Here is a 14788-nt window from a genome sequence, read left to right on the forward strand (position 1 = left end):
CTTCCCGCCCGGCGGGGCGAACAAGAAGAACTTTAGCCTGCGACCAGGCCGAAAGTGAAATCCGGTCCCGACGGGCCCGCGGGACCGGACAGGGGGCCGCTCAGTCGTCGTCGCCGAGCACCGGCTCCGGCAGCGTGCCGGCGTTGTGCTCCAGGAGGCGCCAGCCACGGGCGCCCTCACCGAGGACGGACCAGCAGCAGTTGGAGAGGCCGCCGAGACTCTCCCAGTGCTGGGACTCCAGGCCGAGAAGCCGGCCGATGGTGGTGCGGATCGTGCCGCCATGACTGACCACCACGAGGGTGCCGTCCTGGGGGAGCTTGTCGGCGTGCCGCAGCACCACGGGGGCGGCGCGGTCGGCGACCTCGGTCTCCAGTTCACCACCGCCGCGGCGCACCGGCTCGCCGCGCTTCCAGGCGGAGTACTGGTCGCCGTACCGGGCGATGATCTCCTCGTGCGTCAGCCCCTGCCAGACGCCCGCGTAGGTCTCCCGCAGGCCCTCGTCGTGGGTGACGTCAAGGCCGGTGAGGGCGGACAGCTCTGCGGCCGTGTTCGCGGCGCGCCGGAGGTCCGAGGCGACGATCGCGTCGGGCTTCAGCGAGGCGAGCAGCCGGGCGGCGCGGCGGGCCTGGCCCTTGCCGGTCTCGGTGAGCTCGACGTCCGTGCTGCCCTGGAAGCGGCGCTCCACATTCCAGGCGGTCTGGCCGTGCCGCCAGAGGATGACACGGCGGCCCCGGCCCGGCTTCTTCCCGACCTCGGCGCTCACCGCAGCTCCCCCAGTTCGGCGGAGTCCTCCTCGGCCTGGAGCTTGGCGTGCTCGGCTGCCTTGCCGCGGGTGGCCTTGGCGTCGGCGGGCAGGTCCAGCTCCGGGCAGTCCTTCCACAGCCGCTCGAGGGCGTAGAAGACACGCTCCTCGCTGTGCTGCACGTGCACCACGATGTCTACGTAGTCGAGCAGGACCCAGCGGGCCTCGCGGTCGCCCTCTCGGCGTACCGGCTTGGCGCCGAGCTCCTTGCTCAGCCGCTCCTCGACCTCGTCGACGATCGACTTGACCTGGCGGTCGTTGGGCGCGGACGCCAGCAGGAAGGCGTCGGTGATGGAGAGCACGTCGCTGACGTCGTAGGCGATGATGTCGTGCGCGAGCTTGTCTGCGGCCGCCTGTGCGGCGGTGTTGATGAGCTCGATGGAGCGGTCCGTGGCGGTCACTACGCGGCTTTCCGTCGGCGGTCAGTAATGACTCAAGGGTCTCACGGACCGCCGACGACACCCCACGCGTTTCTCCGGCCCCGCCCCGGGCGCCCCCGGGACGTGGCGTCGGTCACCCCGTCGAGCCGCTGCTCGCCTTGTAGTCCTGACCCAGGACCACGGACACGTCCGCGTTGGACGTGGCCTTGCCCTTCTTCACGCTGCTGGTGGGCAGGCCCAGCGTCTTGGCGACCTCGACGGCGTCGTTCTTCTTGGCGGCGTCCGCGTATGTGATCTGGGACACACTCTGGGCGGCGGTGGCGGTGCCGGAGTCGAGGAAGGTGTAACCGCCGTTGACCAGGACGACGCGGGCCTGCCCGGTGGCAGCCTTGTTGCCGGTGGCGTTCTTGATGCCGACGCGGACGGCGGCGCCGGCGTCGGGGCTCTTCGCGGTACCGCCGAGCACGTCCTTGACCACGCTGTCGGAGGCACTCGCGCTCAGGGTGCCGTCCTGCTGCACGGGCAGCAGCGCGGTCTTGTAGTCGCCGCCCTTGGCGAGGTCGGCGAGCTTGGCGAGGAAGGCGCCCAGGTCCTGGTCGGTCAGAGAGGGGTCGAGGATCTGCGCCAGGGTCTGCACGGTGGTGGTCGCGGCCTGCTTGTCGGAGGACAGCTTGCGCAGCACGCCCTGCATGACCTGTCCGAACCGCTCCAACTGCGCGTTCTGGGACTCGCCGGAGGCCCGGTAGGTGGCGTAGGCGACGGCCATCTTGCCGCTGAGGCTCTGGTCCTCGCCCTTCTTCACGAGGGGCGACTCGCCCTTCTTCTTCGCATCGGGATCCGGCACATTGGCGTTGGTGGTGATGTCGATGTTGCCGACGAGCTCGACGAGGTTGTTGAGATAGGGAGTGTCGAGGCGCCAGGTGCCCTGGATGTTGGTCCCGAGCACCGTGTCGATCGCGTCCTGGGTCCCGGAGGAGCCGTCGCCGTCGACGGACTTGGCGAGCGTGGTCGTCGTGCCGTCGTCGTCCGTCAGGGCAAGGGAGTTGGGCAGCAGAACGGTGGTGCCCTGCTTGGTGGTGGTGTTGTCGACGAGCAGCGCCGTGGAGGTGCCGCCACCGTTGGTGTTGTGCAGGTGGACGACGATCACGTCGCGGTTCTGGGCGCCCACGGCGGCCGTCGTACCGGACTTGCCCTTCGAGGCCGTGCCGGGCAGCTTGCCCGCGTACCAGAGGTAGCCGACGCCACCGACCGCGACCAGCGCGAGCACCACGACCAGGGCGACGACCCTGCTGCGGGCCCTGCGCCGGGCCTCCTCGCGGCGTTCGGTGCGGTTCTCGGTGAACTTCAGCCAGTCGATGACGTCTTCGGAGTCGTCCTCCTGCTCCTCGACGAAGGCGAACTGCTCGGTGCGGTAGTCCCGGTCGGCCCGACCGGGACGGGGTTCGCCGTCCTTGGCGGGTCCGGCCTGCTGCGGGATGTAGGCGGTCTGCTCGGCAACTCGGGGCTGCTGACCGGTACTCGCGGCGCCGGCCGTGCCCGCGGCCTGCCCGTAGCGGTCGTACGCGGGCGAGGTGGTCCCGGCGGCGCCGGGCGCGCCGGTGCCGTAAGGGTCGTAGGAGTCGTACGAGGGGACGGGCGGCTGCTGACCGGTGGCATAGGGCGACACGGTGGGCTGCTGACCGGTGTCATACGGCGACACAGGCGGCTGCTGGCCCGTGTCGTAGCCCTGGACGGGCTGCTGCTGACCGGTCGCGTACGGGTCGTAGCCGTAGCCCTGCGGCTGGGCGCCGTAGGAGTCGTACCCCTGGGGAGGCTGCTGCGGCACCTGTCCGTACACAGGCTGCCCGAACTCGTCGTAGCCGACGAGCTCGTACTGGTCGCCGCCCGCGTATCCGTCGTATCGGTCGTTCACCGGTGCCCCTCTCGGCTCACTCGCCGCGGTACAGCTCGCGCTTGTCGATGTAGCGCACCACACCGTCCGGCACCAGATACCAGACGGGATCGCCCTTGGCGACCCTCGCACGGCAATCTGTGGACGAGATGGCGAGCGCGGGAACCTCGACGAGCGAGACACCGCCCTCGGGAAGCCCCGGATCGGTCAGCGTGTGGCCGGGCCGGGTGACTCCGATGAAGTGCGCGAGGGAAAACAGTTCTTCCGTGTACCGCCAGGTGAGGATCTGGCCGAGGGCGTCGGCGCCCGTGATGAAGAAGAGGTCGGTGTCGGGGTTGAGCGCCTTCAGGTCGCGCAGGGTGTCCGTGGTGTAGGTCGGGCCGCCGCGGTCGATGTCGATGCGGCTCACCGAGAACTGGGGATTCTCGGCGGTCGCGATGACCGTCATCAGATAGCGGTCCTCGGCCGGGCTGACCTTTCGGTCGGTCTTCTGCCACGGCTGCCCGGTCGGTACGAACACCACCTCGTCGAGGTGGAACTGCGCGGCGACCTCGCTGGCCGCCACGAGGTGCCCGTGGTGGATCGGGTCGAAGGTTCCGCCCATCACGCCGAGGCGGCGCTTGCCCGGATTCGAGGGGCCGTTTCCGGGGCCGGTCGTCAGATGCTTCGCCGCGCCGTCGGCCACGCCGCTCGCGCCACCCGTGGCGGCGCCGGCGGCGCCGCTCTCCGTGTCACTCGCCGGACCGGTAGGCATGTCCTGCTCTCCCATGCGTGCAGACCCTACCGGCCCGACCTACGGGCTCCGGCCGACAGGGGCCCGGAGCGGGCCCGGTAGGGCTCAGCGGTCCCGGTTGAAGCGCGTGGTGATCCACAGCAGCAGAAGCAGGATGAAGAGGGCCCCGCCGCCGGTCAGGAAGGGGCTGAGGCTCTCGTGGTTGCCGCCATTCTCGCCCTCGGCGGCGACGGTGACCAACTGTGCAGCGGTGCTGTGGAAGCTCATCTCGGCAGGACCTATCCGGTGTGGGCGGGATAAAGACGTCGGCCCATCGTATGCGGGTGCCTTCGCCACGATCACGCCGACTCCGCCGTTGGGGACGCCGGTTGCCGCGCACACCCCTGTGCCGGTTGCCGCGGCCTCCCTCCATGGCGCGGGCTCAGTCGTCCCGCTTGTACCCCCGCAGCAGGAACCAGGCGGTCAGAGCCACTCCGACGACCATCACGATCAGCACGACACGGAGCAGATTGCCCGGGCCCTGCTTGTCTGCCGCGTTCGCGGCCTCGGTGAGCCAAGCGGCTGCGGAGATGTGCTCCATGGCGTACGACTCCTTCTCTGTACTGCCCGTCCACGGTATCTCCGCCTAGGCTGGGCCCTGCCTTGGGGGCACACAGGGCACTCAGACGCACATGGGGGAACACATGTCCGACGACGGCCACGAGCAGAACGGGCACGAGAACGTGCCGAGCAGGCAGCGCAGGCGCTTCGAGGGGATCTCCTCCCGGGCGTACGAACACCCGGCGGACCGCTCGGCCCTGGTGGCCCTGCGCAAGCTCAGCGGCTTCGACACCGTCTTCAAGGCGCTCAGCGGTCTGCTGCCCGAACGCAGCCTGCGGCTGCTGTTCCTGTCCGATTCGGTGCGCGTCTCGGAAGCCCAGTTCGCGCACCTCAACGACATGCTGCGGGACGCCTGTTACATCCTGGACCTGGAGAAGGTCCCGCCGATGTACGTCGCCCAGGACCCGCAGCCGAACGCGATGTGCATCGGCCTGGACGAGCCGATCATCGTCGTGACGACGGGGCTCGTCGAGCTGCTGGACGAGGAGGAGATGCGGGCGGTCGTCGGCCATGAGGTCGGCCACGCGCTCTCCGGCCACGCGGTCTACCGCACGATATTGCTCTTCCTCACCAACCTCGCGCTCCGGGTCGCCTGGATCCCGCTCGGGAACCTCGCGATCATGGCGATCGTCACCGCGCTGCGCGAGTGGTTCCGCAAGTCGGAGCTGTCCGCGGACCGCGCCGGGCTCCTGGTCGGCCAGGACCTGCGGGCCTCGATGCGCGGCCTGATGAAGCTCGCGGGAGGCAATCATCTGCACGAGATGAACGTGGACGCGTTCCTCGCGCAGGCCGATGAGTACGAGGCCGGGGGCGACCTGCGCGACTCCGTGCTCAAGATCCTCAATACGCTCCCCCGCACGCACCCCTTCACCACCGTGCGCGCCGCCGAGCTGAAGAAGTGGGCCGAGTCCCGCGACTACCAGCGGATCATGGACGGTCACTACCCGCGGCGCAGCGAGGACAAGGACACCTCGGTCTCGGACTCCTTCCGGCAGTCGGCGGCCAACTACGCCAGCGACGTGAAGAACTCCAAGGACCCGCTGATGAAGCTGGTCAGCGACATCGCGGGCGGTGCCGGAGACCTCGGGGGCCGGGTGCGACGCGGCTTCGGCGGCTTCGCGAGCGGTGGTTCGCCCAAGGACACGTCCGGTTCACCCAAGGACGCGCCGCCGCGGGACACCGACACGCACCCGGACGACGAGAGCCCCAACGGCAACGGCTGACCGGAAACCGGCCCAGCGACCGCAGACGCCGCCGGCAACAGCTACAGCCTCGGCTGCGCGCTCGTCGCCAGCGACCCGCACAACGCCGTCGCGCTGCCGGTGGCGTAGGGGTCGGTGCCGGCCGGGCCGCCCGCCTTCGCCGTCTGTCCCGCCAGCAGCGGGTGCAGCTGGTTGACCGAGTCCTCGGAGCAGGCGAGCGGCCCGGCCTGGACGTAGGAGACGACCAGCTCGGCCTGGTGCATGCGCAGGTCGTCGCGGTCGAAGCGGAAGTGCAGCTCGCGCCGGACGGTGAACAGCGAGGCCTTCGCGTGCGCGTCCAAGCCCGTCGGCTTCAGCGCGTACACGAAGGTGTGGTCGGCGATGACCTCAAGGGTGTTCGAGTCGAACTCGGCGGCCTGGAGGGTGCCCTGCACACGGATCTTCTTGTCGGCGAGCTGGGCCTGGGCCGCGTCGAAGCGGACCAGCCAGCCGGTGGGCGCGTGCCGGCCGTCCGCGGTCGGCCGGTCGAGGCTCTGGTCGAACTGGTCGAGCTGCTGCGGGTCGAGCAGTATCCGTACCGGCCGGGTGGCGCCGCCGGTGAGGACGTCCGGGTCGAGGGAGGACTCGACGAGGTAGTCCTTGGCGGTGGTCAGGGCGGTGACGACCTGGCTGTCGGAGAAGTGCGCGGTGCGCCGGGAGGCGGGCAGTGTGATGCCCTCGGCGCCGATGCGGAACTGGGCGGCCGGGCTGTGCGCGTACAGCTCCTCGGCGTTCGTGGAGCCGGGCACGGCGGTCTGCGGGGCCAGGGGTATGACCGTCATCCGCAGCGGCTCGGGGGGCTGGGCGGTGGGGGTCTGATACGGGTGGCGTACGCCCATGTAGATCGCGGTGCCGAAGGCTATGGCGATCAGCAGGACGAGGATCAGCGCCTGCCGGGACAGCCCGCGCTGGAGGGCCGGGCGGCGACGTACGGCCGGGGCGTGGTCGGCCATGCGCTCCTGGGCGGAGAATTCCTGGAGGCGGGCAGCACGAACGAACGACTCGTCGAAGACGACGGATCGGTACTCGTCCTCTCCACCAGCGGGAGCACCCTCGGGTGTCCCCTCAGGTGGGTCTCCAGGCCCGCCCATACATTCAGAGTAGGTCTCCCGGAGCTCAGGTAAACGCCCTGCTACACGACAAGTTCTGACAGGTTCTCACCAGGATCGTCACGGTGTTCGAAGGGTCGTCGGCAGCGCTGGTGTCAGGGTGTCCGGGGGACCGCCGACACCGCTGGCTGGGAGTAGTCGGCCGAAGCGGAGGGTCCGGTGCCGGTGACTTTGTCCCGGCCCTGTTCCAGGCCCGTCGAGGCGGGCGGCGGCGGGACCTGTTCCTGGCGGCCCGAAGACGCGCCCCGGTAGACCGCCGTGAAGGCAAGGGCGACCATGCCGACGCCCATCACGAGGGCGAGGATCCAGGCGACGGGGCGGTGCCAGCGGGTCTGTTTTCCATAGACCCTGCCGTACGTCCCCGGTGCGCCGTAGCGGCCTTCCAGGACCTCGGTGTCGTCCAGATCGTCCAAGTCGGGATCGTGGCCGAAATCGCCACGGCCGTCGGGCCCGAAGGATTCGTCGTAGCGCTCGTCGTCGCCGCGTGCGCCCCGGGCGTGCGCCCGGCGCCCCTCGGCCTCGGAGGCCTCCGCGCGGGCCTGAGCGGCTGCCAGGAGTCTCTCCACTGCGGTCGGCTCGTGGATCACCGCCGCCCGTACGAAGTCCTCGTCGAAGACCACGGAGGCGAACTCTTCGTCCGCACCCCCGCGGTCGCGGTCGTCGTCGGGCTCCCAGCCGTCAGGGAACGGCGTGCCCCCCACGTCCTCCGGCACGGATCCAGAGTAGACCTGGGGGGTCATTTTGGGCAGACGGTATGGAAATTCATCCACCTGACGAGATGCGCCTCGCGCGGACCGCGGGCCGCGAAACACGCGCCGCGCGCCCCCGGCGGCGCTCCGGAGCCGGCGCCGATGTCAGTGGCGACGCCGGACGCTCTTGCCCCGGGAGCCTCAGCGCCGAATGTGCCCATCCCCTGTGACGATGTACTTCGTGCTCGTGAGCTCCGGCAGCCCCATCGGCCCCCGCGCGTGCAGCTTCTGCGTGGAGATGCCGATCTCCGCGCCGAAGCCGAACTGGCCGCCGTCGGTGAAGCGGGTCGACGCGTTCACGGCGACCGTCGTGGAATCGACCAGCTGGGTGAAGCGGCGAGCGGCCTGCTGCGAGGTGGTGACGATGGCCTCGGTGTGGCCCGAGGTCCACAGCCGGATGTGCTCCACCGCTCTGTCGAGCGAGTCGACGACGGCGGCGGCGATGTCGTACGAGAGGTACTCCGCCTCCCAGTCCTCGGGGGTCGCCTCGACGACGGTGGCCTTGGAGTCCTTGGCGTAGGCGAGGACGCGCTCGTCGGCGTGCACGGTGACCCCGGCGTCCGCGAGGGCGTCCAGGGCGCGCGGCAGGAACTCGGGGGCGATGTCCTGGTGGACCAGGAGCGTCTCGGCGGCGTTGCAGACACTGGGCCGCTGGGCCTTGGAGTTGATCAGGATGTCGATCGCCATGTCGAGGTCGGCGTTCGCGTCGACGTAGACGTGGCAGTTGCCGGTGCCGGTCTCGATGACCGGGACAGTGGACTCCTGGACGACCGTGCGGATCAGCGAGGCGCCGCCGCGCGGGATGAGGACGTCGACAAGGCCGCGGGCGCGCATCAGCTCGCGTACGGACTCGCGGCCCTCGCCGGGCACGAGCTGGACGGCGTCGGCGGGCAGCCCGGCGCCGCCCACGGCGTCGCGCAGGACCCGTACGAGCGCCGTGTTCGACTCGTACGCGGACGACGAGCCGCGCAGCAGCACCGCGTTCCCGGACTTCAGGCAGAGCGCGGCGGCGTCGACCGTCACGTTCGGGCGGGCCTCGTAGATGATGCCGACGACGCCGAGCGGCACACGGACCTGGCGCAGGTCGATGCCGTTCGGGAGGGTCGAGCCGCGGACGATCTCGCCGACCGGGTCGGGCAGCGCCACCACGTCGCGGACGTCGGAGGCGATCGCGCGCACGCGCTCGGGCGTGAGCGTGAGGCGGTCGATGACGGTCTCGCTGGTCCCGGCCTCGCGGGCGCGCGCGATGTCCTTGGCGTTGGCGGCGACGATCTCGCTGGTACGGACCTCCAGCGCGTCCGCGATCGCGAGCAGCGCGTCGTCCTTCTCGGCCCGCGGCAGGGGCGCCAGGTCGGCGGCGGCGGCCTTCGCGCGGTAGGCGGCCTGGGTGACCGGGGACATCGAGTCGTACGGCGAGAGCGTGGTCATGAGGGAAGGGTAGTGCGCCGCGCGAGCCGGTCCACCGGCTATCCCACACCGCGAGACGGGCTCAAAAGGGGCGAACTCCGACGGGGGCTCAAGAGGGGCGAACTCCGGCGTGGGCCCGGACGCGGACTCAAAAGGGGCGAACTCCGGCGTGGGCCCCGACGCGGACTCAAAAGGGGTGCACTCCGACGGGCGTCGCCGGCAGCGGTCCGTAGCCCTCCGCGATCCGCTGGTGGTACGTCTCGCGGTCGATGACCTCCAGGCCGACGATCTCCCAGGGCGGGAGCTTGGCGGTCTGGCGGTGCTCGCCCCACAGGCGCAGTGCGACCGCCGCCGCGTCGTGCAGGTCGCGGGCCTCTTCCCAGTAGCGGATCTCCGCGTGGTCGTTGGCGTACCGGCTGGTCAGCAGAAAGGGGTGGTCGTGGGCGAGCTGTTCGAGACCGCGCCTGACCTCCTTCAGCGGGGCCTCGTCGCCCGAGACGCTGAGCGTGACGTGCCACAGCCGGGGCTGGTCCGCCGGCTCCTCGCCCTCGTACGTGTCGCCGGCCGCGACGCTCGTCAGGGCCCGCTCCTCGCCCGCCACGCGGGAGGCGGCCCCACCCGCACGGGAAGCGGCCCCTCCCGCACGGGAGGCGGCCCCACCCGCACGGGAGGCGGCACCACCGCGGGACGCCGCCGCCCCAGGGCGCACTCGTCTCACGACGGCCTCCTTTACGCAATGGTCGTACCGAATACCGGGGTCTCCCTGCCACAAAGTTGAGCAGGTGGGGAGCCGTCGCGTGGCGGTTTTACGGAACGTCCCCCACTGGAGGCGGGGGAATCGGCCGTTTACGGGTGTAGTGGACAGCTGTTTTGCGGGTCCGCGGAACGTCTGTCGTACGCATTCACGGGCGCGACAGAACGGCTGTCTTACGGATTCAGCAGTACGAGGTCGTCCCTGTGTACGACCTCACGCTCGTACGCGGGGCCCAGCTCGCGCGCCAGTTCCCTGGTCGAACGGCCGATGAGCTGTGGAATCTCCTTGGCGTCGAAGTTCACCAGGCCTCGCGCGACCGCCCGGCCCGTGCTGTCGCGCAGCTCGACCGGATCGCCCGCGGTGAACTCGCCCTCGACGGACGCGATGCCCGCCGGCAGCAGCGACTTGCGCCGTTCGACGACCGCGCGCACGGCCCCGTCGTCCAGGGTGAGCGCACCCTGCGGGGTGGAGGCGTGCTGAAGCCACAGCAGCCGGTCGGCGGACCGCTTGCCGGTGGGGTGGAAGTAGGTGCCGGTGTCCCGGCCCGCGAGGGCGTCGGCGGCGTGGATGGCGCTGGTCAGCACCACCGGGATACCCGCCGCGGCGGCGATCCGGGCCGCCTCGACCTTGGTGACCATGCCGCCGGTGCCGACGCCCGCCTTGCCCGCGCTGCCGACGTCGATGCCGTCGAGATCGGACGGCCCGCGTACTTCCGCTATCCGCGAGGTACCGGGCTTGCTGGGGTCGCCGTCGTACACGCCGTCCACGTCGGAGAGCAGCACGAGCAGATCGGCCCGTACGAGATGGGCGACGAGCGCGGCGAGCCGGTCGTTGTCGCCGAAGCGGATCTCGTCCGTGGCGACGGTGTCGTTCTCGTTGACGACCGGCAGCGCGCCCATCGCGAGGAGCTTGTCGAGGGTGCGGGAGGCGTTGCGGTGGTGGGCGCGGCGGCTGGTGTCGTCGGAGGTGAGGAGCACCTGTCCGACGCGGATGCCGTAGCGGGCGCAGGAGGCGGTGTAGCGGGCGACCAGGAGGCCCTGGCCGACGCTGGCGGCGGCCTGCTGCCGGGCGAGGTCCTTGGGGCGGCGGCGCAGCCCCAGCGGCGCGAGCCCCGCGGCGATGGCGCCGGACGAGACGAGGACGATCTCCCTCTCGCCGCCGCTGCGGGCCTTGGCGAGGACGTCGACCAGGGCGTCGACCCGGTCGGCGTCGAGGCCGCCGGACGCGGTGGTCAGCGACGAGGAACCCACCTTGACGACGATCCGGTGAGCCTGCGCCACGGCATCTCTGTGGGCCTGCGTCGCGGCATGGGTCCGGGCCTGCGCCACGGCATCGGCGTCGGCCTGTGTCACGGTCTGCCTTGCCCCTGCCACCTGCTGTGTGTCCCCTCGCGTCGATCCGGGTGCCCCGCCTGGCAATCTACGCGAAGAGGGCGTGCCGACGCCCGCCGGTCCAGTCCCCGGACGCGACCGCCGAACGCCGACGGACGACTGGCGACTGGCGACCACAGCCGTACGACCACTGCGGTGGGCCTACGGCTCACGCCGCGCGCCGCGCCCCCAACACCCGCCGGGCCACCCGCCGCAGCCGCGGGAAGTGCGTGGTGCGCGGCTTGAAGCCCTCGATGGTGACCGTCTCGCGGGTCGTGGGGACGTAGCAGCTGTCCGGGACGCCGGCGGCCGGGTCGCGGAAGTGCGGGTAGGCGAGGAAGGCCTTGCGGCCGCGGGACTCCAGCAGGACCTCGGGGGCCTTCTTCGCCTTGATGAACTCCAGTACGTCGACGAGGAGATCGCCCCGGCCCTGGGCCACGAGGTGGAGGCGCAACCGCTCGTGGACCTTGAGGCGCGAGGCGACGCCCTCGTGCCAGTAGGCGTCCAACAAGGGCTTGGCCAGCTCGAGTTTGTGACGCCGGATCTTCTCGCTCTGCTTGAGGAATCCGGGGCCGAACTGCGGGAGCAGGGTGATGAGTAACGGGCGGATCATCAGCGTGTCGCGGCGCCGACCGGCGGGTACGTGCTCGGCAATCAGGCCCATCAGGGCGCGGGCGGAGTCGAAGCGCAGGGTGTAACTGCCGCTCTTGGTCGCATGCTTGCCGTCGTCGCGGCCCACCAGGTAGTAGCACTCGTAGTCGGCGACCACGGAGACGCCGTCGGCGCGGAGGTAGGCCTCCATCGTGAACAGGGCGTCCTCGCCGGTCTTCAGCGACTCGTCGAAGTGCATGCCGTGCCGCGTGAGCAGCTCGCGGCGGAAGAGCTTCTGCGCGCTGAGGGTGAATTTGACGTTCGACGAGAAGACGTCGGTACGGGGCTGGTTCTTGCCCCACATCGACTTCGGGGCGTTCCTGTTGACCCCGACGACTTTCCCGAGCACCACGTCCGTGCCCTGCTCGTCGGCCATCGCGACCATGCGCTCCAGGGCCTCGGGGCCGAAGTAGTCGTCGGCGTCGAGGAAGAAGACGTAGCGTCCGCGCGCCTTGCCGAGGCCGACGTTGCGCGGGCCGCTGGGGCCGCCCGAGTTGGGCTGGCTGATGACCGTGACGGACATGGCCGCCCGCTCGGCGAACTTCTCCAGATACTCCCCCGTGCCGTCCGTCGACCCGTCGTCGACCGCGATCACCTCGATCCGTGCCGCGTCGAGCGTCTGGTTCTCCACGGATTCCAGGCACTTGACCAGGTACGGCATCGCTTCGTACGCCCCGATGATGACGGTCACATCAGGCTGCGTCACGTTTCCCCCTTGTTACGGGAAGTGTCACTAGAACATTTCCCCCTTATCACCTCAATCGCTACCTAGAAGACGACTGAAAGTACGTACGGGTTGCCCGCAGCCGCTCAATTCGTGACCCAGCTCACAGGAGACGATGGGTAGCTTCACGGTGAAGGCTGGCAGAAGGACGTAAGAGAAACCGTAAGAAGCGTAAGAAATGGGCATGGCCCCGAGGAGTGCTCCTCGGGGCCATGCCCATGCGTGCATGCGGACTCGGTCAGCCCGTGACCGCCGCACCGTCCGTGTCGCCGGTCACCCGCTGGACGGGCACCGCGCCCGCCAGGTCCACGGCGACGGCCGAAGTACCGGACTCCTGGCCGAGGTTGCGCCGCTCGGCCTTCTGCGCCAGCTGCGCCACCGCCGAGTTGAACTGGTCGATCGACGCCGGCTCGTCCGGGCCGAGCAGATAACGCTTCAGCTCCTGACGGTCGGCAGCCTGCGCGTCGGCGGTCGGGTCGGTCACCGCGGCCAGCAACTCGCCCAGTTCGGCGGCCGAGTTGGACAGGATCACGGCGGCGCGCACCGCGGTGTTCTGCCGCTTGAACTCCTCGACGCCCAGCTCCGCGGAGTCGGTGACCGCGTACGGCTTGCCGCTCGCGATGAAGTCGGAGACCACGCTGGAGATGTCCGAGACCATCGCGTCGGAGACGTTGAAGCAGTCGTACAGACGCGGCTCGGCGCCCGTGATGACGCGGTGCTCCCCGGCGCCGAAGGAGCGCCAGTACGCGTCGTTCCACTCGGCGCGCAGCCGGGCGACCTCGGCGTGCTTGGCCGTGTCCACCATGCCGTCGCGGGTGGCCTCGGCCTCGTCGCCCTTCTCGGCGGCACCGGTCAGCTCGGCGATGCGGGCCTCGATGCGGGCCAGCTCGGCCTTGGCCGCGCTCTGCACAGCGGCGTCGGCGGCGAAGCGCGGGTCGGCGGCGCGCTCGGCGGCCGCCTTCTCCACCAGCGCGGTGATCCGCTCGTGCGCGGCCTTGGCCTGCGCGCTGCGGGTGCCGGTGAAGGGGTGCGGCTTGTAGAGGACGCGAACCGGCTGGTCGGCGTCGAGGAGCCGCTTCACGATGTTCTCGCCCGCGAGCAGGATCGAGGTGTTGCCGGGGTTGTCGTCCCAGCCCTCCCACGTGGGGGCGTACAGGATGGTGGGGCAGCGTCCATCAGCGGCTCCGCCGCGGGGGCCCTCGGGCACGCCCTGCCAGGACCGGATCGGGGCGAGCTGCGGGCGGCCCACCTCCACGATGTCGTCGTCACGGACGCCCACGTCGGCGATGGCGTAGCGGTCGCGGCCCGCGCGGCCCGCGGTCCACACCTCGTCGTACACCTTGCTGAACGGGTTGACGCTGGCGAGCTTGTCACTGTCGCCGTGGCCGATGAAGACGTGCTTGATGGTCGGCACGCGCAGCATGTGGATGTTCTTGCCGACGTTCGCCGCGTACAGCGCGACCCGCACCGTGGACAGGTCCATGTTCATCAGGTGCACCCCTCCGGGCACGCAGATGACCGGCACGGTGGTGGGCGCCATGCGCTCCAGGATGGCGCGCTCGCGGAGGATGATCAGCGGCTTGGTGTCCAGCTGCTCCATCGTCTCCAGCCACATGTTGACCTGGTACGCCGAGTCCTTGGAGCCCGAGAAGTAGAGCACCGTCTCCGGGCGGTACTCGCGCAGCCAGTCGTCGACCGCCGCCAGGACCTTCTCCGCGTTCGGCGGGACCTTCTTCCCGCGTACGAACGGGACGAGCGCGGCGACATAGCCGAACGCCAGCAGCAGCGTGACCGCGACGCCCACGAATCCGAAGAGGTCGTCGTCGGTCGCCGCGGTGACGAGCACACCGGCGACCGCGACGAGGTCGAGGTGGAGCATCTTCTCCGCGGACCGGTGCAGCAGACGGCGCGGGGGCGCGTCCGGGATGCGGATGCGCGAGCTCAGGTCGACGTTGCGGGTGGCGACGGGCATCTTGCGGCGCAGCCGGATGAGCGTGATCAGCGCGCCGTGCGGGGCCTGGAAGCCGTAGAAGGCCAGGAAGCACGCGATGGCCGCGTAGAAGACCATGGTGTCGGACAGGTCCAGCCGCGCCAGGAGCAGCACGAGGAGCAGCTGCCGGATGAGGAACCTGATGGACAGACCGGCCCGCACCTTGCTGAGGCGGTTGATCAGATAGCTGCCACGCCGGTGCAGATAGTGGTCCGCCAGGTACGTCACGGCGGCCGCGGCCGCGAAGGCAGCGACGCTCGGCAGGAGCGCGGCCAGCATCAGGCAGGGGAAGCCCAGCATCATGAGGGCCGCCGCGGCCAGCTCGGCCGCGCTGCCCACCCGGGCAACGCGAATAGCGGTGGAAATCACGGAGAAACCTGCTCTTGA

General features: G+C 70.4%; 14 protein-coding genes. 1 reads left to right on the forward strand and 13 read right to left on the reverse strand.

The genetic code is table 11. The features are described 5' to 3' along the window. Positions 1-100: 100 nt before the first annotated feature. The 6 genes from AB5J53_RS17170 to AB5J53_RS17195 all read right to left on the reverse strand — a co-directional run bounded on the left by AB5J53_RS17170 (position 101) and on the right by AB5J53_RS17195 (position 4386). A complete protein-coding gene (locus AB5J53_RS17170) occupies positions 101-763 on the reverse strand; it encodes a histidine phosphatase family protein (protein WP_369246531.1) in 663 nt (220 codons plus the stop codon). Beyond that, complete coding sequence (rsfS, locus tag AB5J53_RS17175) at positions 760-1203, reverse strand: ribosome silencing factor (RefSeq protein WP_369246532.1); 444 nt, start codon at positions 1201-1203, stop codon at positions 760-762. The genes AB5J53_RS17170 and rsfS overlap by 4 nt, the downstream gene beginning before the upstream one ends. Before the next feature lie 112 nt (positions 1204-1315). After that, on the reverse strand, positions 1316-3094 hold the full coding sequence (locus AB5J53_RS17180) for a LytR C-terminal domain-containing protein (protein WP_369246533.1): 1779 nt from the start codon (positions 3092-3094) through the stop codon (positions 1316-1318). A 16-nt stretch (positions 3095-3110) separates the two neighbouring features. Continuing rightward, positions 3111-3842: a nicotinate-nucleotide adenylyltransferase gene (gene nadD / locus AB5J53_RS17185; protein WP_369246534.1), complete on the reverse strand. Its 732-nt coding sequence runs from the start codon at positions 3840-3842 to the stop codon at positions 3111-3113. Positions 3843-3911: 69 nt separating this feature from the next. Then, complete coding sequence (locus tag AB5J53_RS17190; protein ID WP_327428662.1) at positions 3912-4073, reverse strand: hypothetical protein; 162 nt, start codon at positions 4071-4073, stop codon at positions 3912-3914. Between the two features lie 154 nt (positions 4074-4227). Beyond that, the gene (locus tag AB5J53_RS17195; protein ID WP_369246535.1) at positions 4228-4386 is read right to left on the reverse strand and encodes a hypothetical protein; all 159 of its coding nucleotides are present in this window, start codon (positions 4384-4386) and stop codon (positions 4228-4230) included. Positions 4387-4489: 103 nt separating this feature from the next. Here AB5J53_RS17195 and AB5J53_RS17200 point away from each other — a divergent pair, with 103 nt between their 5' ends. Further along, positions 4490-5629 (forward strand): M48 family metallopeptidase, encoded by a 1140-nt coding sequence (locus AB5J53_RS17200; RefSeq protein WP_369246536.1) that lies wholly within the window; start codon positions 4490-4492, stop codon positions 5627-5629. Positions 5630-5670: 41 nt separating this feature from the next. Here AB5J53_RS17200 and AB5J53_RS17205 read toward each other — a convergent pair whose 3' ends face one another. From AB5J53_RS17205 to AB5J53_RS17235, 7 genes are all read right to left on the reverse strand, one after another. Continuing rightward, a complete protein-coding gene (locus AB5J53_RS17205) occupies positions 5671-6738 on the reverse strand; it encodes a hypothetical protein (RefSeq protein WP_369246537.1) in 1068 nt (355 codons plus the stop codon). 113 nt (positions 6739-6851) lie between these two features. Then, positions 6852-7496 carry a hypothetical protein gene (locus AB5J53_RS17210; RefSeq protein ID WP_369246538.1) on the reverse strand — a complete coding sequence of 215 codons (645 nt, stop codon included), beginning with the start codon at positions 7494-7496 and terminating at the stop codon, positions 6852-6854. A gap of 150 nt (positions 7497-7646) precedes the next feature. Further along, positions 7647-8933 (reverse strand): glutamate-5-semialdehyde dehydrogenase, encoded by a 1287-nt coding sequence (locus AB5J53_RS17215; RefSeq protein ID WP_369246539.1) that lies wholly within the window; start codon positions 8931-8933, stop codon positions 7647-7649. A gap of 166 nt (positions 8934-9099) precedes the next feature. Continuing rightward, entirely contained in the window at positions 9100-9630 is a 531-nt protein-coding gene (locus AB5J53_RS17220; protein WP_369246540.1) for a hypothetical protein, read from the reverse strand. Between the two features lie 209 nt (positions 9631-9839). Next, entirely contained in the window at positions 9840-10946 is a 1107-nt protein-coding gene (gene proB, locus AB5J53_RS17225; protein ID WP_369252284.1) for a glutamate 5-kinase, read from the reverse strand. Positions 10947-11205: 259 nt separating this feature from the next. Continuing rightward, complete coding sequence (locus tag AB5J53_RS17230; RefSeq protein WP_369252286.1) at positions 11206-12348, reverse strand: glycosyltransferase family 2 protein; 1143 nt, start codon at positions 12346-12348, stop codon at positions 11206-11208. A 301-nt stretch (positions 12349-12649) separates the two neighbouring features. Then, the gene (locus tag AB5J53_RS17235; protein WP_369246541.1) at positions 12650-14770 is read right to left on the reverse strand and encodes a hypothetical protein; all 2121 of its coding nucleotides are present in this window, start codon (positions 14768-14770) and stop codon (positions 12650-12652) included. Positions 14771-14788 lie beyond the last annotated feature (18 nt).

Origin of the sequence: Streptomyces sp. R41, from assembly GCF_041053055.1 — a bacterium.
GTDB lineage: Bacteria > Actinomycetota > Actinomycetes > Streptomycetales > Streptomycetaceae > Streptomyces.